This is a genomic window from Streptomyces sp. NPDC037242, assembly GCF_055604165.1.
Window position 1 is genome coordinate 12412 of record NZ_JBVJUY010000011.1, and the last position, 20758, is coordinate 33169.

Consider the following 20758-nt stretch of genomic DNA (forward strand, 5'->3'; position numbering starts at 1 on the left):
GTTAATCTGATCCTGTCGCACGTTCCGCCATCAACGCAACTGGGAGTTGCAATGGAGTCTGTCGGGTCGCCCTCCGGGCGCGCCCCCGCCGTCGGGCGGGGCAGCAAGATGCGGGCCGCGGTGCTGGAGGCGGCCCTCGCCGAGCTCACGGAGACGGGGTACGCGGCGCTGACCGTCGAAGGCGTCGCGCGCCGGGCCGGCGTACACAAGACGACGATCTACCGGAACTGGAGCGACTCCGACGGCCTGGTCGCCGACGCGCTGACCAGCCACTTCGCCACGGACATCCCGATCCCCGACACCGGAGCGGTGGAGGGCGACCTGCGCGCGCTGGCCCGCTCCCTCGTCGCCGCCATGACCACGCGGGCCGGCCGGGCCCTGCTGACCGCCGCCCTCTCGGACGCCGTGCGCATCCCCCGGCTCGCCGAGGTCAAGCACGCGCTCTTCGACGACCGGTTCCGGCGGGCGGAGCCGGTCGTCACCCGGGCCGTCGAGCGGGGCGAACTGCCCGCGGACACCGACCCCGCCGAACTCCTCAAGACCCTCGTCGCGCCGATCTACTTCCGGCTCGTGTTCACCGGCGAACCCGTCGACGGGGCGACCGCGGACCGGGCCGTGGCCGTCGCACTGGCCGCCGCCCGCGCCGGGGTGCTGCCGGCACCCTGACCTCGCCCTTGTCCGCCCGATGATCACGGGTTACGGTCCCGGGCACGTATCGGGGGATCACGCCAGGTGGGGGACATGACGTACGACGACGTGAACGCGCACGCGGAGGAACCGAACCCGTGGGGGCAGGCCGTCACGGCCGTGGTGCTCGTGGGAGCGCTGGCCGCCGGCTTCTGGGTGATCGCGCAGCATTCGGCCTCCTCGGGCGGAGCCGCTCCGCCGCCGCCCAAGTGCTCGCCCGCAAAGCCCGCAAAGCCCGCAAAGCCCGCGCAGGAGCCGGCGCGCCAGCCCGGGCACCTGTCCGGGATGCGGCTCTGCGAGACGCTGAACCGCCCCGACCTCGCCGCACTGCTGGGCACTCCGGGAGAGGTGCCGAAGTCCATCAGCAACGACGACGGCACCGGGAGGTCCGTCGGCGGCCTGCAGGTCATCACCCCCTCGGCGAAGATCGAGTTCGACAGCTACACCGTGACGCTCTCGGCCACCTACGACGGGGCGCCGGTGTCCGCGACCGCCGCGCTCCTGGGGCCCGTCGGGCGGCGGGCCACGGTCCTGGACCGCCCAGCGGTCTTCTACTCGGAGCGCACCCTCAACATCAGCTTCCGGCTCGACGGCAGCGACACGAAGAGCGGCCCAGGCGTCCCGGCCCGCGTCCTGGCCGTGGCCCAGGACCCGAAGGACGGCGGCGGCAGCTTCGAGGTGGTCATGTGGCGCGAGAACGGCATGCTGCCGGAGGACGAGGTACTGGTCCGCGTCGCCGAGCAGGTCCTGCCGGCGCTCTCCGAACCCTCCAACTCCCCTTCTGTGTAAATGGGTTGCCGCTCCACGCGGGCGGTTGCAAGACTCCGCTCGCCGGTCCGGCAGACCGCCGCGCACCAGGCTTCCGAGCACCTGCACGGGGGGATCGAGACCTTGACCCGACAGACGATGCGGCGCGCCTTCGCGGGCGCCGCGACCGCCCTGGGCATCGCACTGGCACTGACCGCGGGCGGCCTGGCCACGGCCGGCGCCGCGCAGGCGCAGCCGGTGACGGAGGGGACCGTCGCCTTCGACGGGGACCCGGACGACTACATCAGCGGCGGCCGGTCGTACAGCTACTCGGCCGCCCAGGACCGCCTCAGCGTGAGCGGGTCCGCCGACCACGGCCAGGTCGGCGTCACCATCAGCGGGACCAACGGCGACTGGTGGAACCTGGACCTGGCCGCGCCCTCCGGTACGGAGCTCAAGGCCGGGACGTACGCGGGGGCCACCCGCTTCCCGCTCAACGAGGGCCGGGCCCCGGGCCTGAACCTCAGCGGCAACGGCCGCGGGTGCAACACGCTCACCGGGTCCTTCACCGTCTCGAAGGTCACCTGGGGCCCCAACGGCTACGTCGAGGCCCTCGACGCCTCGTACGAGCAGCACTGCGAGGGCGGCGCGCCCGCGCTGCGCGGCGAGGTGCACCTCAAGAACCCGGCGGCTCCGGCCCAGCTCTCGCTCGGCGTCGGCATCGCGGTCGACGGCAAGGCCAGCGCGCTCAACGGCCGGGCCTACGTGAGCGGCAAGGTCACCTGCAACAAGCCGGTCCAGGTGGACGTCTCGGGCCTGGTGACGCAGGTCAAGCGCAACGTCCTGATCCGCGGCCCGTACACGGCCACGGTCCGGTGCGCACCGGGCGCGCCCGCCGCCTGGAGCGCCGAGGCGGACCCGACCGGGACGACCCCGTTCCAGGCCGGTGACGTCGAGGTCAAGGCGACCGGCAGCGCCTTCGACCCCGACTACCAGTCCGCGGTGACCGTCAGCGAGGTGGCGGCCGTGCACCTGGTCAGGGTCAAGCGGTAGGCCGGTGGCGTCCCTTCGCTCACACCGGGGCCTGGAGGGAGAGGTGCCAGCGCCCCGACCAGCCCGTCAGGGTGACGGTGGAGAGCGGGCGGACGTCTACGTTCCAGTACGTCAGCGGGGGCGCCTTCAGGGCGTACACCAGGGCGGCGCGGACCACCGAGGGTTCCGCCACCGCCACGATGGCTCCCCCGTCGTCCGCCGGCCGGGTGTCCAGCCAGCTCCCGATCCGGGAGATGAAGGTGAGCAGGCACTCCCCGCCGTGCGGGGCGGCCAGCGGGTCGGTGAGCCAGAGGTCCACCGCCGCGGGCTCGTGGGCCGTCACCTCCGCCAGGGTCAGCCCGCGCCAGCGGCCCATGTCGCACTCCCGCAGCGCGGGCTGGGCGAGCGGCGCGTACCCGAGGGCCTCGCCGGTGGCCCGGCTGCGCGGGGTCGGCGAGCAGTAGCGCAGCTCGGCGGCCCCGAGCGGCACCAGCCCCCGCGCGGCGGACTCCACGGCCCGCCAGCCGACCCCGTCGAGGGGGCGGTCGTCGTCGAAGCGCTCGGTGAGCAGCGAGGAACTACGGGCTGCGGCAACGAGCGAAACCCGAACATGCATGCGGCGATGGTGAGCCGCGTGTCGCACGGGGTCAAGCGTCTGGGCCGAGCACATTGCGCGCGCCGTCCGCGGCGGCGCTCCCGGCCGGGCCTCCCGGAACGCTTCCCAGGCCGGCCCGCAGCCGCCGTACCGCCTCGGTCAGCTCCCCCGCACCCGAGACCCCGGCGAAGCTGAGCCGGACGTACGGACCCGGCGGCTCGGCGCAGAAGTAGGGCCGGCCCGGGGCCACCGCCACCCCGGCGCGCAGGGCCCCTGCCGTGAAGGACGCGTCGTCGCCCTCGCCCGGGCGGACCCACAACTGGTAGCCCCCGGTGGGCAGATGGGGCAGTTCGACGCCGGGCAGCTCCCGCCGCAGGGCCCCCGCGAGCACGTCCCGCCGGTGGCGCAGCTCCGCGGCGACCGTCCGCAGGTGGCGCGGCCAGGCAGGGGCGCCGACCAGTTCCAGGGCCGCCTCCTGGAGCGGCCGGGGCACGAAGAAGCTGTCCACGACCTGGATGGCGCGCAGCCGGTCCAGGACCGGACCCCGGGCGGCCAGCGCCCCCACCCGCAGGCTGGGCGAGGTGATCTTGGTCAGCGACCGTACGTGCACCACCACGCCGTCCGCGTCCTCGGCGGCGAGGGTCGCGGGCAGCGGGCCGGCGTCCTCGTGGGCGAGCGCCCGCGCGTAGTCGTCCTCCACCACGAAGGCCCCTGCGGCCCGCGCGATCCGCAGCACCTCGCCCCGCCGCTCGGGGGCCAGCACGGCCCCCGTCGGGTTCTGGAACAGCGGCTGGCACACGAAGACCCGAGCCCCGGTCGCCTCGAAGGCGGCGGCCAGCAGCTCCGGCCGGACCCCGTCGGCGTCCACCGGGACCGGTACGGGCCGACAGCCCGAGGCCCGCGCGATGGCCAGCAGTCCCGGGTATGTCGGGGACTCCACCAGGATCGGCGCCCCGGGCGGGGCCAGTGCCCGCAGGGCCGTGGTCAGCGCGCTCTGCCCGCCCGCGGTGACCAGTACGTCGGCGGCGCCGACCGCACCGGCGCGACCGGCGGCCCCCACCGCGCCGCCGATCTCCCGCGCGAACCAGTCCCGCAGCTCCGGCAGCCCTTCCACCGGCGGCCGCCCCCACGCCCCGGGCCGCCGGCCGGCCCGGGCCAGCGCGGCCGCCATGGCCCGCTCGGGCTGGAGCGCGGAGTGCAGGTAGCCGCCGTTGAGCTCGATCACCCCGGTCGGGGGCGCGGTGAGCGAGGCCAGCACCCCCGCGGCGTCGACGGAACGCGGCACCACGTCCCCGGCCCCCTCCGCGCTGAGGGCGACCTCCTGCCAGGAGGTGTCCCCGGGCGCGTGGGCCGACGTACGGGGCGGCGAGCGGAACACCCCGGCGCCGGGCCGGGTAGTGACGAGCCCCTCGGAGGCGAGCTGCGCGAGGGCCCGGGAGACGGTGACGGGGCTGACCCGATAGCGCTCGACAAGGGCCCGGCTCGACGGCAGCTTTCCACCCACCGGGTAGCGGTTGAGTTCGGATCGCAGTGATTCCGCCAGCTGAGTCACGCTGCTACGCTCGTACATGACAGCACAGAATAGCGCTACTCGCCCGACCTCGATAGCGGTTCGGGGACCGGTGAGCAGCGGTACGGTCCTCGCCTCGCTCGGCGTCGTCGCCTTCTCGCTGACCTTCCCCGGCACCGCGTGGGGCCTGGAGAGCTTCGGCCCCTGGTCCCTGGTCGCCCTGCGCAGCGTGCTCGCGGCGCTGACGGCCGGCGGCTTCCTGGTGGCCCTGCGCGTACCGGTGCCCGCCCGCGAGCACTGGGCGGGGCTCGCGGTCGTCGCCGCGGGGGTCGTCGTCGGCTTCCCGCTGCTCACCACCCTGGCGCTCCAGACCTCCACCACCTCGCACGCCGCCGTGGTGGTGGGCCTCCTCCCGCTGACCACCGCCGTGGTGTCCTCGCTGCGTACGGGGGCCCGGCCCTCGCGGCGCTTCTGGGGCGCGGCCGTCGCCGGGGCCGCGGTGGTGCTCGGCTTCACCCTGGCCCAGAGCGGCGGCGCGCTCTCGGCGGGCGACGGGTTCCTCTTCGCGGCCCTGCTGGTGTGCGCCGCCGGGTACACCGAGGGCGGACGCCTGGCCCGGGTGCTGCCCGGCTGGCAGGTGGTGGGCTGGGCGCTGGTGCTGTGCCTGCCGCTCAGCGTGGCCGGTTCGGTGATCGGACTGGCGTACGAGCCGGTCCACCTCGGCGCGCACGGGCTGATCGGGCTGGTCTGGGTGGCGGTCGGCTCGACCTTCTTCGGCCTGTACGTCTGGTACCGCGGCATGGCCGAGATCGGCGCGGCGCGGGCCAGCCAGCTCCAGCTCGCCCAGCCGCTGCTGACCCTGGTCTGGTCGGTGGCCCTGCTCGGCGAGCACCTGACACCCGCGGCGCCGGTGGCCGCCTGTGCGGTGCTGGTCTGCATCACCGTGACCCAACGGGTCAAATAGCGCCATAACGCCCTAAACTGCTAGCACCGGATCGGCCCGCCACCGAGGAGGTCAGCTATGCGCGCAACCGAGGGCGACCAGTTGGTGCAGCACGGCAGGATCGTGGGCCAGCACGACAAGGTGGGTGAGATCACCCAGGTCCTGGGAGAGAACGGAACCCCGCCCTACCGGGTCCGTTTCGCCGACGGTCACGAGGCCGTCATGTCCCCGGGCCCCGACTGCGTCGTGAAGCACCCCACCGAGCCCACCCACTGATGACCGGCTGAACACCCGCACACCACCGGCCCACCACCCGCACACCGGCTCAGCGCGGCGCCGCCGCCGTCGGATAGTGGTCGGCCACCACCCTGGCCATCGCCCCATTGGGGTCCGCGACCACCTGCTTCGCCGAGAAGTAGACGTGGCCGCGGACCTCGGCGTACCGCCGGGCCACGCTCACGTGGCGCGACAGCTCGCGCGGATCGCGCCACGCGGCGGTGGGGCTGTTCGCGTCGCAGCGGTACAGCGCCTCGCCCACGTAGAGCTGTACGCGGGTGCCCGCGACCGTCCGCGCCCACCACGGGACGATCTTGGCGTAGTCGGCGGTCGGGTGCCCGATGTGCCAGTAGGCCTGCGGCACGACGTAGTCGATCCAGCCCTCGGTGACCCACTTGCGGGTGTCCGCGTACAGGTCGTCGTACGTGCCGATGCCCGCCCGGGTGGGCGAGCCGAGCGGGTCCACGTCGTCGTTGCGCCAGACCGCGAAGGGGCTGATGCCGAAGCGGGCGGCGGGCCGCAGCACCCGCAGCCGCTCGGACATCTCCCGGACCAGCGTGTCGGTGTTGTGGCGGCGCCAGTCGGCGCGGGTGGCGAAGGAGCCGCCGTGCAGCTCGTACGCCTCGTCGTCGTCGAACTCCTGCCCCTCCACGGGGTACGGGTAGAAGTAGTCGTCCCAGTGCACCCCGTCGACGGCGTAGCGGGACACGGCGTCGAGCATCGCCTCCTGCACGAAGCGCCGCACCTGCGGCAGCCCGGGGTTGTAGTAGAGCTTGCCGCCGTACGGGACCGCCCAGCCCGGGTTGCGGCGGGCCGGGTGCCCGGCGGCGAGCAGGCTGCGGTCGGTATGGTTCGCCACGCGGTACGGGTTGAACCAGGCGTGCAACTCCAGCCCCCGGGCGTGCGCTTCGGCCACGGCCGTGCCCAGCGGGTCCCAGCCCGGGTCGACGCCCTGCTCGCCGGTGAGCCACTGCGACCACGGCTCGCGCGCTGCGGGCCACATCGCGTCGGCCGCGGGCCGCACCTGGAGGATGACCGCGTTGAGCCGGCGCCGCACCGCGGTGTCGAGGAGGGCCAGTAGCTCGGCCTTCTGCTCCCCGGCGGAGAGCCCGCTTTCGGAGGGCCAGTCCACGTTCAGTACGGACGCGATCCACATGCCGCGGAACTCCACCACGGGCGCCGTCGACCGAGCCGGTCGCTCCGCCCGCCCCGGCCCGTCCGGTTTCGGCCCCTGCGCCGCTTGCGCCGGGTTGCCCGCGGCGGCAGCGGCCAGCACCCCCGCGGCCGTGGCCAGCACTCCCCGCCGCCCCATGCACGCCATGTGAGGACTCCATTTCGCTGCGTGACATTGCTCTGCGTGCGCCCAGCATGCCCGCCCCGGCCCGCCACGCGGGGCAAGGTCGGGGGTAACGTCGGGGGGCGTGGCGGGCGCCGGAACGCAGTTACCACTGCCGAGTACGGGGGACCCGCGATGGATGAGCAGCGAAAGGCACGATGTGACGGACCTCCCAGACGACATCGCACGCGTCGGCGTAGTGGGCTGTGGCCAGATGGGCGCGGGCATCGCGGAGGTGTGCGCCCGCAGCGGTCTTGAGGTGAAGGTCGCCGAGACCACCGGCGAGGCCCTGGAGCTCGGGCGCACCCGGCTGTACAGCTCGCTGACGAAGGCCGCCGAACGCGGCAAGATCAGCGTGGAGGAGCGGGACGCCACCCTGGCCCGACTGTCCTTCACCACCGACCTCGGCGAGTTCGCCGACCGCGACCTGGTCATCGAGGCGGTCGTCGAGAACGAGCAGGTCAAGACGGAGATCTTCCAGGTCCTCGACCAGGTGATCACCCGGCCGGACGCGATCCTCGCCTCCAACACCTCCTCGATCCCGCTGGTGAAGCTGGCCGTCGCGACCTCGCGGCCCGACCAGGTCATCGGCATCCACTTCTTCAACCCGGCCCCGGTCCAGCAGCTCGTCGAGCTGATCCCGGCGCTGACCACGGCCGACGAGACCATCAAGCGCGCCGAGGCCCTGGTCGCACGCGTGCTGGGCAAGCACGCGATCCGCGCCCAGGACCGTTCCGGCTTCGTGGTCAACGCGCTCCTCATCCCGTACCTGCTGTCCGCGATCCGGATGTTCGAGTCCGGCATCGCGAGCCGCGAGGACATCGACAACGGCATGGAGCTGGGCTGCGCCCACCCGATGGGCCCGCTGAAGCTGGCGGACCTGATCGGCCTGGACACCGTGGCCTCGGTGGCCGACTCGATGTACTCGGAGTTCAAGGAGCCCCTGTACGCCGCTCCCCCGCTGCTCCAGCGGATGGTCGACGCCGGCCGCCTCGGCCGGAAGACCGGCTCGGGCTTCTACCCGTACGGCTAGCCGAGCCGCAGGTGGTGCAACAACAGGAGCCCGGCCGCCATGTTGGCGGCCGGGATCTCGCCGCGCGCGATCATGTCCGGCACGAGCTTGAGCGGGACCCACTCGCGGCGTGAGGACTCGAAGTCGTCCTCGGGGTGGCCGATGTGGGTGGCCCCGTCCGCCCAGTAGAGGTGGTGGCGGGCGTCGGTCAGCCCGTTGGACGGCTCGACGGTCATCAGGTGGTGGAGCGGGCCCGGGCGCCAGCCCGACTCCTCCTCCATCTCCCGGGCGGCGGCCGCGGCGATGTCCTCGCCGTCCTCGACCACCCCGGCGGGCAGTTCCCAGCCCCAGCTGCCGGTGATGAAGCGGTGGCGCCACAGCAGCAGCACCTCGTTGGCCTCGTTGACGGCCGTGGCGACGGCGACCGGGCGCAGCCGGATCACGAAGTGGTCCAGGTGCCGGCCGTCGGGGAGTTCCACATCGGCGAGATTCACGTCGAACCAGCGATTCTTGTACACAGTCTGCTCACTCAGGTTCATCCACTGCACGGTTCTGCCACCTTCCGATCGAGTAGGTGGCAACATGGCAGCAGTTCCAGCCGTCACAGGGGAACGCGAAGCGCCCCGTCGATGAGCTCCGCGGTCTCCTCCGCGCCCGAACACCCGCTGGTCAGCAGCTGTTCCCGGACCGCCCTGAGCCGGTCCCGCAACCGCAGCGACTCCATCCCCTTGGCCCGCTCGGCCATTTCGGCCGCTGCCGCGACCGCCTGATCGGCCTCCCCCTGGCGCAGCTGGATCTCGCACAGCATCGCGAGCCGGTGCACGCGCCCGCGGTCGTGCGCGGGGGTGCCGACGGCGGCGGTCGCCTGCTCGTGGGCCGCGTGCAGGTCCCCCAGACTGAGCAGCGCCTCGGCCACCTGTACGTTGACGAGCCCGGGCTGTACGTAGCCGGTCTCGTCGGGTTCCGTACCGGGCCGGATCCGCTCCGCGGCCGCCTCCGCCTTGCGGATGCAGGCCAATGCGGCCTGGGTGTCGCCGAGTTGGGCGTACGCCTTGGCCTGCATGGCGTACAGGTCGGCGGCCAGCGCCGGAGTCGTGTGCCGTCCGGCCGAGCGCAGCGCGGCCTCGGCGAAGGCCACGGCCTGGCGGTACTCCCGAAGGTGCAGGGACTGGTTGACGATCAGCGCGATGACGTACGCCCCGAGCCCCCGGTCCCCGCTCGCCTTCGCGAGCCGCAGCGCCTGGTGAAAGTAGCGCTGGGCGAGCCCGTGCGCGTCCGAGTCGTACGCGCAGATCCCCGCCACCGCCACCAGCGACCCGGTGGCGCGGTGCAGTTGGCGGCCGAGGCCGTCGGAGTAGCTGCCCCGCAGTATCGGCGCGGTCTCGGCGCCGAGGAAGCGCACGATCCGGGCCCGGGTGGCCACGCCGCCGGCCCGCCGGTACATCAGCTCGTAGTGGGCGCGGGCGGCCCGCAGGATCTCGATGTGCTCGGGCCCCACCCGCGTGGGCCCCTCCCGGGACACGTCGGCGTCCTCGGGCGGGTTCTCCCACTCCCACACCGGGATCACGGCGGGCGTGCCCGTGACGGCCTCGGCGGCAAGGAGCTGGAGGCGGCCCTGCTCGTCGGAGCGCCACAGGGCGGCAGCGCGGTCCACGAAGCCGCTGAGCGGGGAGGTGTGCGGGCCGGTGGGCTGTCCCGGCACGCCGAGCCCCACGTCGTCGAGGGAGAGCGACCTGCGCAGTCGGCCCCCGAGCACCTCGCAGATCAGGTCGGGGACCTGGCCGCGGGGCCGCTGGCCCTTCAACCACCGGGTGACGGCGGTGTGTTCGTAGCGCAGGGCGAGTCCGCGGGTGCGGCCGGCCTGGTTCACGTGCGCGGCAAGTCCGGCGTGCGACATGCCCGCCTCGGCGAGGAGGGCATCGAGCAGGGCATTGGGCTGCATGGGCCGCTCCAAGGGCTCGTCGTTCTCAGGCTAGTGGGTGCGCGCTTCACACGGGGTGTGAACCAAGTACGCGCATAAATGCGCCGCGCACTCTGCCGCGAGGGCCTGCGCGGGCGGTTCACTTAGGGGCCTCGCCAAGAGGTAGCTCGGGTCGTCGGCTCCCCCTCGTACAGTGCGACGACCCGTCAACCGCGCCGCCCGTCCTGCTGTCTGCCCGACACTCCACGGCAGGCGGGCGGCGCGCTTCGGTTCCGCCGGCACCCGGTTGGTCGCCGGGTCCCGGCAGGGGCCGGACCGAACGCGCGCCGGGCCCACCCACCGGGCCCGGTGCGCGTGGTCAGGACCGGTCGTTGCGGAGCACCAGCAGGGCGACATCGTCGGCGAGTCGCCCGCCGGTGTGCCGCAGCAGTGCGGCGTGCACGCCCGCCACCAGCCGCGCGGGCGTGCCGGCGGACGCCTCGGCGAGCACGCCCGCAAGCGGGAAGAACCGGCCCTCGCGGTCCCTGGCGTCCTCGGCCCCGTCGGTGTGCAGGAACAGCAGCTCGCCCGACCCGAGGAACCCGCAGTCCTGCGCCTCCACCTTCTCGGGCAGCGGTGCGACGCCGAGCGGCGGCAGCGTCTCGCCCCCGGCCAGCGACACCACCTCGGCCCCGGCCCGCGGCACGCCGCCCGGGGGGCGGATCAGGTAGGGCCACGGGTGCCCGCAGTTGACGGCCGTCAGAGCGCCGTCCGCCGCGATCTCGACCAGCAGCACCGTCACGAACTCCTCGGTCCACGGCGACGCGGGCTCGCCCAGACCGGACGACGGGTGCTCGGCGCGGGCGCGGGCGCGCAGGTGGCGGTCGAGCGAGAGCTCCATGCGGTGGAGCACGCCGCCGAGGGCCGGCTCGTCGTGCGCCGCTTCGCGGAAGGAACCCAGCACCACGGCCGCCGCGCCCACGGCCGGCAGCCCGTGGCCCCGTACGTCCCCGATGACCGCGCGGACCCCGTACGCCGTCGGCAGCGCCTCGTACAGGTCGCCGCCGAGCGACAGCTGGGACGCGGCCGGGGTCAGGCCGTCGATCCGCCCGGGCAGCGGCCGCAGGAGCGCCTGCTGGGCCACTCCCGCGGTCTCGCGCACCCGCCGCAGCTCGGCCGCGAGTCTGTGCCGGACGTGCAGCGCGAGGAGGAGGAAGGCCGCGCAGGAGGCGAGGCTCGGCACCAGCCGCCCCGGGGAGGACAGCTCCCAGGACACCGCGGCGCCGCCCCAGGCAAGGACGCACACCCGGCGCACCTGGGGCATCTCCCCGCGCGTGATCATCGTTCCGGCCTCCCCTCGGCCCGAACGATTGTGCCGACCAGCGGATGCACGGAACGCGGGTCACTGGGGTTCTCACCCGAATGAGTGAGATGGGCGTCGCGCGGCGCCCGCACACGCGCAAGGGGCGCACCCGGTGACCCGGATGCGCCCCTCAGCAGCGCGAATGCGTCACGTGGAAGCCCTCACGCGGAAGACCTCACGCGGACTCGGCGGTCACGCGCCCCGCAGCACCGCTCCCGTACGCTCGCCGGCCAGCGCCACCGCCGCGTCGCGGGCGGCCGTGGACTCCTCGGCCGTCAGCGTGCGGTCGGCCGCGCGGAAGCGCAGCGCGTACGCGAGGGACTTCTTGCCCTCGCCGACCTGCTCACCGGTGAACACGTCGAACAGCCGCAGGGACTCCAGCAGTTCGCCGGCCCCCTTGCGCAGGGCGCTCTCCACCGCGGCCGCCGGGACGGACGCGTCGACGATCAGCGCGACGTCCTGGGTCGCCACCGGGAAGCTGGAGATCCGGGGCGCCTGGAGGGCCTCGCCGCCGGCCGCCGCGAGGCGGTCCAGGTCGAGCTCCATCGCGCTGGTGCGGGCCGGCAGGCCGAGCGCCTTGACGACGCGCGGGTGCAGCTCGCCGGCGTGGCCGATCACCGTCTCCACCCCGTCCAGGGTGACGACGAGCTCGGCGCAGCGGCCCGGGTGCCAGGGGCCGTACTGGCCCTGGCGGACCACCAGTTCGGCGCCGGCCTCGACGGCCAGCGAGCGAGCGGCCTCGACGGCGTCCGCCCAGTCGGCCGGGCGGCCCTTGCCCCACCAGCCGGCCTGCTCGCGCGCACCGGCCAGCACGACCGCGGCGTAGCGCGGCTGCGCGGGCAGGGCCGCGTTCAGGGTGGCGATCTCCTCGTCCGTGGGACGGCGGTCGACGGGCAGCCGTACGGCTACCCCCGGCTCGCTGCCCGCGCGGAAGACCGAACCGGTCTCGAAGAGCGCGAGGTCGTGGCTGCCCCGGCTGTCGTTGCGGCGCAGCGCGCCGAGCAGACCCGGCAGCAGCGTGGTGCGCAGCGCCGGCTCCTCGTCGGAGATCGGGTTGACGAGCTTGACGACCTGGCGGGTCGCGTCGTGCGCCGACAGCTGGAGCTGGTCGAAGACCTGCTCCCCGATGAACGGGTAGCTCAGCGCCTCGACGTACCCGGCGCCGGCCAGCGCGCGGCCGACCCGGCGGTGCAGCTGCTGCCGGGCGGTCAGACCGCGGCCGGAGGGCACCTGCGGGAGGGTGGACGGGAGGTTCCCGTAGCCCTCCAGCCGGATGACCTCTTCGGCGAGGTCGTTGGGCTCGGCGAGGTCGGGCCGCCACGACGGGACGGTGACGACGAGTTCGTCCTGGCCGTAGACGTCGCAGCCGATCTCCTGGAGGCGGCGCACGACGGTCTCGCGGCCGTAGTCCATGCCCGCGACCCGGTCGGGGTGGTTCGCGGCCATGGCGACGGTGCGCGGGGCACCCGGGGCGGTGAGCTCGGTGACGCCGGCCTCGGCGGTGCCGCCCGCGAGCAGCACGAGCAGGTCGACGGTCCGCTGCGCGGCCGCGGCGGCGGCCTGCGGGTCGACGCCCCGCTCGAAGCGCTTGGACGCCTCGGAGGACAGCTTCAGGCGGCGGGCGGTGCGCGAGATCGACACGGAGTCGAAGTGCGCGGCCTCGACGACGACGTCCGTGGTGCCCGTGACCTGGCCGGTCTCGGGGTCCGTCACGGAGTCGGCGATCTCGGTGTTGGCGCCGCCCATGACACCGGCGATGCCGATCGGGCCGTTGTTGTCGGTGATCACCAGGTCTTCGGCGTCGAGCGTGCGCTTGACCCCGTCCAGGGTGGTGAACTTCTCGCCCTGCTCGGCGCGGCGGACGCCGATGGCGCCGTCGAGCCGCGAGCGGTCGTAGGCGTGCAGCGGCTGACCGAGCTCCAGCATCACGTAGTTGGTGATGTCGACGGCCAGCGAGATCGGGCGCATGCCCGCCTTCTGCAGGCGCCGGGTGAGCCAGATCGGGGAGCGCGCCTCGGGGTCGAGACCGGTCACCGTGCGGGCGGTGAAGCGGTCGCAGCCCTGCGGGTCGGAGATCTGCACCGCATAGCCGTACGAGTTCGGCGCGGGCACGTCGAGCAGCGCCGGGTCGCGCAGCGGCAGCCCGTAGGCGGTGGCGGCCTCGCGGGCCACACCGCGCATGGACATGCAGTAGCCGCGGTCCGGGGTGATGTCGATGTCGAGGACCTCGTCGACGAGCTGGAGCAGCTCGATCGCGTCGGTGCCGACCTCGTACTCGTGCGGCAGCACGATGATGCCGTGCGTGCCGTCGTCGCCCATGCCCAGCTCGTCGCCGGAGCAGATCATGCCGTGCGAGGTCTTGCCGTACGTCTTGCGCGAGGCGATCGCGAAGTCGCCGGGCAGGACCGCGCCGGGCAGGACCACGACGACCTTGTCGCCGACGGCGAAGTTGCGGGCGCCGCAGACGATCTCCTGGGGCTCGCCGGTGCCGTTGGCCTGGCCGACGTCGACCGTGCAGAAGCGGATCGGCTTGCGGAAGCCGTCGAGCTCCTCGATGGTCAGCACGCGGCCGACGACGAGGGGGCCCTTGAGCCCGCCGCCGAGCTGTTCGACGGTCTCGACCTCAAGGCCGGCGTCGACGAGCTTGGCCGCCACGTCACGACCGGTTTCACCCGCGGGGAGGTCGACGTACTCCCGCAGCCAAGAAAGCGGGACCCGCATCAGATCTCCATCCCGAACGGCCGGGTGAAGCGAACGTCACCCTCGACCATGTCTCGCATGTCTTCAACGTTGTGGCGGAACATCAGCATCCGCTCGATGCCGAACCCGAAGGCGAACCCGCTGTACTTCTCGGGGTCCACACCGCAGGCCGTGAGCACCTTGGGGTTGACCATTCCGCAGCCGCCGAGCTCGATCCAGCCCTCGCTGGAGCAGGTACGGCACGGGCGGTCGGGGTTGCCCACCGACTCGCCGCGGCACACGTAGCACTGCATGTCCATCTCGGCGGACGGCTCGGTGAAGGGGAAGAAGTGCGGGCGCAGGCGCGTGGTGGTGCCCTCGCCGAACAGCTCCTGGACCATGTGGTCCATGGTGCCCTTGAGGTCCGCCATGGTCAGGCCCTCGTCCACGGCCAGCAGCTCGACCTGGTGGAAGACCGGGGTGTGCGTCGCGTCGAGCTCGTCGGTGCGGTACACCCGCCCCGGGCACACGATGTAGACGGGGGGCTTGCGCTCCAGCAGCGAGCGCGCCTGCACCGGGGAGGTGTGGGTGCGCAGCACGACGCCGGACTCGTCGCCCTCGGTGCCCTTGGGGCCCTGGACGAAGAAGGTGTCCTGCATCTGGCGCGCCGGGTGGTCGGGCGTGAAGTTGAGGGCGTCGAAGTTGAACCACTCCGCCTCGACCTCGGGGCCCTCGGCGACCTCGTACCCCATGGCCACGAAGATGTCCGCGATGCGGTCCATCAGCGTGGTCAGGGGGTGCCGGGCGCCCGCGGGCACGCGGTCGTAGGGCAGCGTGACGTCCACGGCCTCCTCGACCAGCACCCGCTCGTCGCGCTCGGCTTCGAGCGCGACCGTGCGGGCCCCGAAGGCCTTGTTCACGGCGCCGCGGGCCTGGCCCACGCGCTTGCCCGCCTCGGCCTTGGCCTGGGGCGGCAGGGCGCCGATCTCGCGGTTGGCGAGCGCCAGGGGCGAGCGGTCGCCCATGTGCGCGGTCTTCGCCTCGCGGAGCTCTTCGAGGTCGCCGGCGGAGGCGAAGGCGGCGAGCGCCTCGTCCCGCATGCGCTCGATCTCTTCCGGTTTCAGTGCCTCGACCTCGACAGGGTCGTACGACTTGTTCGGTGCCGACATCTCTTCCCGTACTTCCGATGGCTGGCTGGTGGATCCCCGCGCGGCGCGCTCGACCGACACGCTCGCCACAAGGACACAAAGGTGCCAAAGGTCGAGTCTAAAGGTCGCTGGGGGTGGAGGGGGCCCGTGGGCCGCCTGGCGAGACGCTCAGCAGGGTTACTGCGTGAGGTAGGCCGGGGCGCTCACGGGCAGGATAAATCGGAACTCGGCGCCGCCGCCGGGGCCGCGGCCGACCGTGATGGTGCCGCCGTGGGCCTCCACGATGCCCTTGACGATGTAAAGGCCCAGGCCGGTGCCGCCGCGCTTGCTCCCCCGCCAGAAGCGGGTGAAGACGCGGCCCATCGACTCCTCGGGGATCCCGGGGCCTTCGTCGGTCACGGTGACGGCGGTTCCCTTCTCATGCGGCGACACGTCGATGGTGACCGTTCCCTCACCGTGTCGCACCGCATTTTCGAGGAGGTTGCCGAGAATCTGGTCGATCTTGTCCGGATCGGCCCACAGATCGGGCAGCGGCCGGCAGACGCTCACGAGGAAGCGCTCGGGGTCCTGGCCGTTGGCGGTGAGCGCCTGGACGTGCCGGCCGACGGCGGTGGCGATGTCCACCGGCTGGCGGCGCACCTCCAGGCGTCCGGAGTCGATGCGGGAGATGTCGAGGAGCTCGGCGATGAGCCGGGTGACGCGGTTCGCGTCGGCGTCCACGGTCTCCAGCATCAGGCGCTTCTGGTCGTCGGTGAACCGCTCCCACTTGGCGAGCAGGGTCGCGGTGAACCCCTTGACGGAGGTGAGCGGCGAGCGGAGCTCGTGCGCGACGGTGGCGATCAGCTCGGCGTGGCTGCGCTCCGTGCGGCGGCGGGCCTCGGTGCCGCGGAGCGTGACGACGAGCCGCCGCAGCGGGCCGGTGGGCCGTTCCCGTACGTACCGCGCGGAGACCAGGACCTCGCGCCCGCCGGGCAGCAGGAGGTTGCGCTCGGGCTGCCCGCGCCGGGTGGCGAGACCCCCGTACGGGTCGGTCAGCGCCCACCAGCGGCGGCCGTCGAGGTCTTCGAGCGGCAGGGCCCGGTCGATCAGGGTGCCGAGCGCCCGCGCGGGGTCGGTGGCGGTCATCCGGCCCGCGGCCCGGTTGAAGCAGATGACGACCCCGGTGTGATCGGCGACGACGAGCCCGTCGGGCAGGTCGTCGGGGTCGATGTCGAACCCCTCCTGCGGAGCCGTGCGCGGGCCGGTGGCCCGGGGCGCGGGGACGCCGGCGGCGCTCGGGGCGGCCTGTGGCCCGGGGCGGACCTGGCCGCGCGCATGCGCCGCGGACGCCGCCTGCGGTGGCGGTACGGCGCCCAGCGTCGCGACGGACTCGCCGGCCGCACGGGGCCCGGGAGCGGCGTGCAACCGCTCCTCGGCCGCGTCCGCGGCCCCGGGCGAGCTGTTCGTACCGACGGTCATGTCCCCGTACCCCACATCTCCGAGTAGCGCAGTGGGCCCCCGGGCCGCCACATTACTAGCTGGGGGTCACGGAGCGGCACCCTCCGGGCGCCCGCTGTGCACGCGCCGACGCGTACAGGCACACCGCGGCGGCCGTGGCGAGGTTCAGGCTCTCGGCCTTGCCGTGGATCGGGACCCGCACCACGGCGTCCGCGAGCGCCCGGGTCTCCTCGGGCAGGCCCCACGCCTCGTTGCCGAAGACCCAGGCCGAGGGACCGCCCATGGTGCCCGCGTCCAGCTCCGCGTCCAGGTCCTCCTCGCCCGCCCCGTCGGCGGCCAGGATCCGTACGCCCGCCGCCCGCAGCCCCTCGACGGCCTGCTCCACCGGCACGCCGACGGCGACCGGGAGGTGGAAGAGGGAGCCCACGGAGGCCCGTACGGACTTCGGGTTGTAGAGGTCCACAGAGGCGTCGGTCAGGACGACCGCGTCCGCGCCGGCGGCGTCCGCGCAGCGCAGCACCGTACCGGCGTTGCCGGGGTCGCGGACGTGCGCGAGGACGGCGACCAGCTTGGGCCGCGCCTTCAGGATCTCCTCGAAGGGCGAGTCGAGGAAGTGGCAGACCCCGACCAGGCCCTGCGGGGTGACGGTCTGCGAGACCTCGGCGAGCACCTCGTCGGAGGCGTAGTGGACCCGGGCGCCGGCGGCGAGCGCCGCGTCGATGATGTCGGCGTAGCGCTCGGCGGCCTCGACGGTCGCGAACAGCTCGATCAGGGTCGACTCGCCGTCCGCCCCGCGGTGCTCGACGGCTTCGCGGACGGCCTGCGGGCCCTCGGCGATGAACCGGCGCTCCTTGGTGCGGAAGTTGCGGCGCGCCAGTCGCCTGGCGGCGGCCACCCGAGTGGATCGGGGGGAGATCAGCTCGTCGGGGGTGCGCATGGTCTCAGGGTTCTCTCTCGGGGTTCCGTGGGCGCCCCTGCCGTGCGGGGGCGAACGCACACGGACCCGCAGGCAATCGCCTGCGGGTCCGTGGGTGCCGACTGCTTACGCCGCCGGCAAAGGCTTAGGCAGCAACCTTCGGCGCGTTGACGTCGGCCGGGAGGGCCTTCTGCGCGACCTCGACGAGGGCGGCGAACGCGTTGGCGTCGTTGACGGCCAGCTCCGCGAGGATCTTGCGGTCCACCTCGATGTTGGCGGCCTTCAGACCCTGGATGAGGCGGTTGTACGTCATGCCGTTCTGGCGGGCAGCGGCGTTGATGCGCTGGATCCACAGCTGACGGAAGTCGCCCTTGCGCTTCTTGCGGTCGTTGAAGTTGTAGACCAGCGAGTGGGTGACCTGCTCCTTGGCCTTGCGGTACAGGCGCGAACGCTGACCGCGGTAGCCGGAGGCCGCCTCGAGGATTGCCCGGCGCTTCTTGTGGGCGTTTACTGCCCGCTTGACGCGTGCCACTTTTTAACTCCTTGTAGCGGGGCCGTGGATGTCTTCACACGGCCCGAATTCGATGGGGTCCCGGTCCTGACGTCCCGCTCCCGGCAGGGAGCGGAGAACATCAGATGCCGAGAAGCTTCTTGATCTTCGCGGCGTCGCCGGGGGCCATCTCCGCGGTGCCGGTCAGGCGGCGGGTGACACGGGACGACTTGTGCTCGAGCAGGTGGCGCTTGCCGGCGCGCTCGCGGAGCACCTTGCCGGAGCCGGTGACCTTGAAGCGCTTCTTGGTACCGCTGTGCGTCTTGTTCTTCGGCATAGCGCCGTATCTCCTCGTCGGTGGCACTCCCCCCGGTCCGGGGACCGGGTTGCGGGAGCGTCATGTTGTTTTCGGTGATCCGAGACGGGCTGCCCCGGGATCAGGCCTAGGCGGATGCCTCGTGAGAGGCGTCCGCCTCTGCGGGCGCGTCCTCGGCCGCCTCGGCAGAGGCGACCTCGTCGGTGAGCTCCTCGGCCTCGACGGCGGCGTCCTCGGCGGGAGCCTCCTCGTCGGTGAGGGCGACACCCTGGCGCTCGGCCTTGCGGGCGGCCTGCGCCTCGCGGGCTTCGGCCATCGCCTCGGTCTTCTTCTTGTGCGGACCGAGGACCATGATCATGTTTCGGCCGTCCTGCTTCGGGTTCGACTCGATGAACCCGAGGTCCTCGACGTCCGAAGCGAGACGCTGCAGCAGTCGGTAGCCGAGTTCCGGCCGGGACTGCTCGCGACCACGGAACATGATCGTGATCTTGACCTTGTCGCCCTGCTTGAGGAACCGAACGACGTGACCCTTCTTGGTGTCATAGTCGTGCGGGTCGATCTTCGGCCGGAGCTTCATTTCCTTGATGACCGTGTGCGCCTGGTTCTTGCGCGCCTCACGGGCCTTCATGGCCGACTCGTACTTGAACTTGCCGTAGTCCATGAGCTTGCAGACCGGCGGGCGTGCGGACGCCGCGACCTCGACCAGGTCGAGGTCGTACTCCTGCGCAAGCTCAAGGGCCTTCGCAAGCGGCACGATGCCGACCTGCTCGCCGCTGGGACCGACGAGTCGTACCTCGGGAACGCGAATCCGGTCGTTGATGCGGGGCTCGGTGCTGATGGATCCTCCTCGGTAGCACCACACGGCTGCCTGGCAGACAGCCGCTGACGTTTTTTGCCGTCAGACCTACCGCGGCGGAGAATGAAAAAAGCCCCGCCGGGCACAGGCAGGGGCTCCAAAAACAACCGGAGCACCGCCGCGTGCGAACCGCGGGGCGCAGACTCGGGCAGCTTTCCATCGTCCGTACGGAACGATGGATACCGCCTGACCGGATGACCCGCCTCCCGTGAGGGTGGCCGGGTGGGAGATCGGAGCCTCCACTTGTGGGCCGGGCACGCAGGTGTCCGGCCGGTCGAAGTACATACTAGCACCCGCGTTACAAGCCCGCCGCACGGCATATCGTGGGCCGTATGACTGACGCGACGCCCTCCGATTCCACTTCCCCCGCCGCCCCCGACTACGACGAGATGACCCGCGACATCGCGGACGTCCCGGCCGTCGAGGTCATCACCACGGTGGCCGTCCACCTGCTGAGCGCCGCGGCGGTCAACCTGGGCTTGGACAAGCCCGACTCCGAGCACAAGGACCTCGACGAGGCCCGCAAGCTGATCAACGCCCTCGCCGGCCTGGTCACCGCGAGCGCCACCGAGATCAGCTCCTTCCACGCGGCCCCGCTGCGCGACGGCCTGAAGTCGCTCCAGCTGGCCTTCCGCGAGGCGTCCATCGTCCCGGACGAGCCGGGCCAGGGTCCGGGCGAGAAGTTCACGGGCCCGGTGTACGCGTAAGCGGGTCGCAGCGGACACGGGTACAGCAGGAGGGCCGGGGCCACAGCCCCGGCCCTCCTTCCGTTTCAGCGCGCGAAGAGCGGCTCGCCGGGCGGGGCCGGAGCCTCGGCCGGGAGCAGGGCCAGGTCCAGCCCGCGTACGAGGCGTGCGCGCAGGGTCTCGTCGGCCGCCAGGGCCTCCGCGACCCGGCGGGCCGCCGCCGGGGCCTGCTCGCCGGCCGCCAGCACGATGGCGAGGGTCCCGTCGCAGTCCCCGCCGCCCGGGCCCAGGTGGGCGCGCAGCACAGCGGGCTCGGCCGCCACGGCGGCGCGTACGGCCTCCCGTACGGCGGGGTCGGCGAGCGGGCCCGCGTCGGTGCGGCCCTCGGCCAGCGCGAGCAGCGCGGAGCCGGTGAGCTGGTAGGTGACCGGGCCGGACAGGTCCAGTACGAGGGTGTCGGCCTTCTCGTGCGCGGCGGCCGCCAGGGCCTGGTGCAGCGGGACGGCCACCGGCCGGGCCGCGGGGTCCCACAGGGCCAGCGAGGCGATCGAGGTGAAGGCGGGCAGTGCCCGCCGGTCGCCCGCCCGCAGGGTGGGGACGGCCATGTCGCTGGTCTTCTCGCGCTTGAGACCGGTCTCGGGGTCCGTCTCGACCTCGCCGAGGACGGCGACGACGGGGACCAGCAGGCGGGCGTCCTTGAGGGCGGCCAGCACCTGCGGCTCCTTGCCTCTGTCCTCGGCCCAGGCGGCCAGGGCCGCGCTCAGCCTGGGATCGGCGGAGCCGTCGTCGTCGGAGAAACCGGGGTCGGGGATGTTCTTGTTCGCCACAG

Annotated in this window: 21 protein-coding genes; 7 read left to right on the top strand and 14 right to left on the bottom strand. The window is 73.1% G+C overall.

What is annotated here, in order from left to right:
* The first annotated feature begins 51 nt into the window (after positions 1–51).
* The 3 genes from ACZ7GJ_RS15145 to ACZ7GJ_RS15155 all read left to right on the top strand — a co-directional run bounded on the left by ACZ7GJ_RS15145 (position 52) and on the right by ACZ7GJ_RS15155 (position 2487).
* Complete coding sequence (locus ACZ7GJ_RS15145; protein WP_470751894.1) at positions 52–666, top strand: TetR/AcrR family transcriptional regulator; 615 nt, start codon at positions 52–54, stop codon at positions 664–666.
* Between the two features lie 75 nt (positions 667–741).
* Positions 742–1476 carry a DUF6215 domain-containing protein gene (locus ACZ7GJ_RS15150; protein ID WP_470751895.1) on the top strand — a complete coding sequence of 245 codons (735 nt, stop codon included), beginning with the start codon at positions 742–744 and terminating at the stop codon, positions 1474–1476.
* A gap of 102 nt (positions 1477–1578) precedes the next feature.
* On the top strand, positions 1579–2487 hold the full coding sequence (locus ACZ7GJ_RS15155) for a hypothetical protein (protein ID WP_470751897.1): 909 nt from the start codon (positions 1579–1581) through the stop codon (positions 2485–2487).
* A gap of 19 nt (positions 2488–2506) precedes the next feature.
* Here the strand turns inward: ACZ7GJ_RS15155 and ACZ7GJ_RS15160 are convergent, their stop codons facing one another.
* A complete protein-coding gene (locus tag ACZ7GJ_RS15160) occupies positions 2507–3082 on the bottom strand; it encodes a histidine phosphatase family protein (RefSeq protein ID WP_470751898.1) in 576 nt (191 codons plus the stop codon).
* Between the two features lie 31 nt (positions 3083–3113).
* Complete coding sequence (locus ACZ7GJ_RS15165; protein WP_470751899.1) at positions 3114–4631, bottom strand: aminotransferase-like domain-containing protein; 1518 nt, start codon at positions 4629–4631, stop codon at positions 3114–3116.
* Here ACZ7GJ_RS15165 and ACZ7GJ_RS15170 point away from each other — a divergent pair.
* Complete coding sequence (locus ACZ7GJ_RS15170) at positions 4630–5535, top strand: DMT family transporter (protein WP_470751902.1); 906 nt, start codon at positions 4630–4632, stop codon at positions 5533–5535. The two genes, ACZ7GJ_RS15165 and ACZ7GJ_RS15170, sit on opposite strands and share 2 nt — an antisense overlap.
* A 57-nt stretch (positions 5536–5592) precedes the next feature.
* On the top strand, positions 5593–5790 hold the full coding sequence (locus ACZ7GJ_RS15175) for a DUF1918 domain-containing protein (RefSeq protein ID WP_214938290.1): 198 nt from the start codon (positions 5593–5595) through the stop codon (positions 5788–5790).
* A 49-nt stretch (positions 5791–5839) separates the two neighbouring features.
* Here the strand turns inward: ACZ7GJ_RS15175 and ACZ7GJ_RS15180 are convergent, their stop codons facing one another.
* Complete coding sequence (locus ACZ7GJ_RS15180) at positions 5840–7111, bottom strand: glycoside hydrolase family 10-like protein (protein WP_470751904.1); 1272 nt, start codon at positions 7109–7111, stop codon at positions 5840–5842.
* Positions 7112–7265: 154 nt separating this feature from the next.
* Here ACZ7GJ_RS15180 and ACZ7GJ_RS15185 point away from each other — a divergent pair, with 154 nt between their 5' ends.
* Entirely contained in the window at positions 7266–8159 is an 894-nt protein-coding gene (locus ACZ7GJ_RS15185; RefSeq protein WP_365918069.1) for a 3-hydroxybutyryl-CoA dehydrogenase, read from the top strand.
* Here ACZ7GJ_RS15185 and ACZ7GJ_RS15190 read toward each other — a convergent pair.
* The 10 genes from ACZ7GJ_RS15190 to infC all read right to left on the bottom strand — a co-directional run bounded on the left by ACZ7GJ_RS15190 (position 8156) and on the right by infC (position 19249).
* A complete protein-coding gene (locus ACZ7GJ_RS15190) occupies positions 8156–8677 on the bottom strand; it encodes an NUDIX hydrolase (protein WP_470751907.1) in 522 nt (173 codons plus the stop codon). The genes ACZ7GJ_RS15185 and ACZ7GJ_RS15190 overlap by 4 nt on opposite strands.
* Before the next feature lie 62 nt (positions 8678–8739).
* The gene (locus ACZ7GJ_RS15195; RefSeq protein WP_470751909.1) at positions 8740–10080 is read right to left on the bottom strand and encodes a tetratricopeptide repeat protein; all 1341 of its coding nucleotides are present in this window, start codon (positions 10078–10080) and stop codon (positions 8740–8742) included.
* A 337-nt stretch (positions 10081–10417) separates the two neighbouring features.
* On the bottom strand, positions 10418–11380 hold the full coding sequence (locus tag ACZ7GJ_RS15200; RefSeq protein WP_470751910.1) for a PP2C family protein-serine/threonine phosphatase: 963 nt from the start codon (positions 11378–11380) through the stop codon (positions 10418–10420).
* 213 nt (positions 11381–11593) lie between these two features.
* On the bottom strand, positions 11594–14122 hold the full coding sequence (gene pheT, locus ACZ7GJ_RS15205) for a phenylalanine--tRNA ligase subunit beta (protein ID WP_470751911.1): 2529 nt from the start codon (positions 14120–14122) through the stop codon (positions 11594–11596).
* Complete coding sequence (gene pheS / locus ACZ7GJ_RS15210) at positions 14122–15249, bottom strand: phenylalanine--tRNA ligase subunit alpha (protein ID WP_470751913.1); 1128 nt, start codon at positions 15247–15249, stop codon at positions 14122–14124. The genes pheT and pheS overlap by 1 nt, the downstream gene beginning before the upstream one ends.
* Positions 15250–15405: 156 nt before the next feature.
* Entirely contained in the window at positions 15406–16686 is a 1281-nt protein-coding gene (locus tag ACZ7GJ_RS15215) for a sensor histidine kinase (protein ID WP_470751915.1), read from the bottom strand.
* Positions 16687–16741: 55 nt separating this feature from the next.
* Entirely contained in the window at positions 16742–17602 is an 861-nt protein-coding gene (locus tag ACZ7GJ_RS15220) for a TrmH family RNA methyltransferase (protein WP_470751917.1), read from the bottom strand.
* Between the two features lie 124 nt (positions 17603–17726).
* Positions 17727–18113 (bottom strand): 50S ribosomal protein L20, encoded by a 387-nt coding sequence (gene rplT / locus ACZ7GJ_RS15225; RefSeq protein WP_030157251.1) that lies wholly within the window; start codon positions 18111–18113, stop codon positions 17727–17729.
* A gap of 100 nt (positions 18114–18213) precedes the next feature.
* On the bottom strand, positions 18214–18408 hold the full coding sequence (gene rpmI / locus ACZ7GJ_RS15230; RefSeq protein WP_266598480.1) for a 50S ribosomal protein L35: 195 nt from the start codon (positions 18406–18408) through the stop codon (positions 18214–18216).
* Positions 18409–18514: 106 nt separating this feature from the next.
* A complete protein-coding gene (gene infC / locus ACZ7GJ_RS15235) occupies positions 18515–19249 on the bottom strand; it encodes a translation initiation factor IF-3 (protein WP_470751921.1) in 735 nt (244 codons plus the stop codon).
* Between the two features lie 326 nt (positions 19250–19575).
* On the opposite strand from infC, the gene ACZ7GJ_RS15240 reads away from it, so the two are divergent.
* The gene (locus ACZ7GJ_RS15240) at positions 19576–19950 is read left to right on the top strand and encodes a DUF1844 domain-containing protein (protein WP_393816998.1); all 375 of its coding nucleotides are present in this window, start codon (positions 19576–19578) and stop codon (positions 19948–19950) included.
* A 65-nt stretch (positions 19951–20015) separates the two neighbouring features.
* Here the strand turns inward: ACZ7GJ_RS15240 and ACZ7GJ_RS15245 are convergent, their stop codons facing one another.
* A complete protein-coding gene (locus ACZ7GJ_RS15245) occupies positions 20016–20756 on the bottom strand; it encodes an SseB family protein (protein ID WP_470751924.1) in 741 nt (246 codons plus the stop codon).
* Positions 20757–20758: the final 2 nt, after the last annotated feature.

What these genes read in the sequence shown, in the direction of transcription:
- ACZ7GJ_RS15145 (WP_470751894.1), top strand. Translation starts at nt 52, where the DNA reads ATGGAGTCTGTCGGGTCGCCCTCCGGGCGCGCCCCCGCCGTCGGGCGG.
- ACZ7GJ_RS15150 (WP_470751895.1), top strand. Translation starts at nt 742, where the DNA reads ATGACGTACGACGACGTGAACGCGCACGCGGAGGAACCGAACCCGTGG.
- ACZ7GJ_RS15160 (WP_470751898.1), bottom strand. Translation starts at nt 3,082, where the DNA reads ATGCATGTTCGGGTTTCGCTCGTTGCCGCAGCCCGTAGTTCCTCGCTG.
- ACZ7GJ_RS15170 (WP_470751902.1), top strand. Translation starts at nt 4,630, where the DNA reads ATGACAGCACAGAATAGCGCTACTCGCCCGACCTCGATAGCGGTTCGG.
- ACZ7GJ_RS15165 (WP_470751899.1), bottom strand. Translation starts at nt 4,631, where the DNA reads ATGTACGAGCGTAGCAGCGTGACTCAGCTGGCGGAATCACTGCGATCC.
- ACZ7GJ_RS15175 (WP_214938290.1), top strand. Translation starts at nt 5,593, where the DNA reads ATGCGCGCAACCGAGGGCGACCAGTTGGTGCAGCACGGCAGGATCGTG.
- ACZ7GJ_RS15180 (WP_470751904.1), bottom strand. Translation starts at nt 7,111, where the DNA reads ATGGCGTGCATGGGGCGGCGGGGAGTGCTGGCCACGGCCGCGGGGGTG.
- ACZ7GJ_RS15185 (WP_365918069.1), top strand. Translation starts at nt 7,266, where the DNA reads ATGAGCAGCGAAAGGCACGATGTGACGGACCTCCCAGACGACATCGCA.
- ACZ7GJ_RS15190 (WP_470751907.1), bottom strand. Translation starts at nt 8,677, where the DNA reads ATGAACCTGAGTGAGCAGACTGTGTACAAGAATCGCTGGTTCGACGTG.
- ACZ7GJ_RS15195 (WP_470751909.1), bottom strand. Translation starts at nt 10,080, where the DNA reads ATGCAGCCCAATGCCCTGCTCGATGCCCTCCTCGCCGAGGCGGGCATG.
- ACZ7GJ_RS15200 (WP_470751910.1), bottom strand. Translation starts at nt 11,380, where the DNA reads ATGATCACGCGCGGGGAGATGCCCCAGGTGCGCCGGGTGTGCGTCCTT.
- pheT (WP_470751911.1), bottom strand. Translation starts at nt 14,122, where the DNA reads ATGCGGGTCCCGCTTTCTTGGCTGCGGGAGTACGTCGACCTCCCCGCG.
- pheS (WP_470751913.1), bottom strand. Translation starts at nt 15,249, where the DNA reads ATGTCGGCACCGAACAAGTCGTACGACCCTGTCGAGGTCGAGGCACTG.
- ACZ7GJ_RS15215 (WP_470751915.1), bottom strand. Translation starts at nt 16,686, where the DNA reads ATGACCGTCGGTACGAACAGCTCGCCCGGGGCCGCGGACGCGGCCGAG.
- ACZ7GJ_RS15220 (WP_470751917.1), bottom strand. Translation starts at nt 17,602, where the DNA reads ATGCGCACCCCCGACGAGCTGATCTCCCCCCGATCCACTCGGGTGGCC.
- rpmI (WP_266598480.1), bottom strand. Translation starts at nt 18,408, where the DNA reads ATGCCGAAGAACAAGACGCACAGCGGTACCAAGAAGCGCTTCAAGGTC.
- ACZ7GJ_RS15240 (WP_393816998.1), top strand. Translation starts at nt 19,576, where the DNA reads ATGACTGACGCGACGCCCTCCGATTCCACTTCCCCCGCCGCCCCCGAC.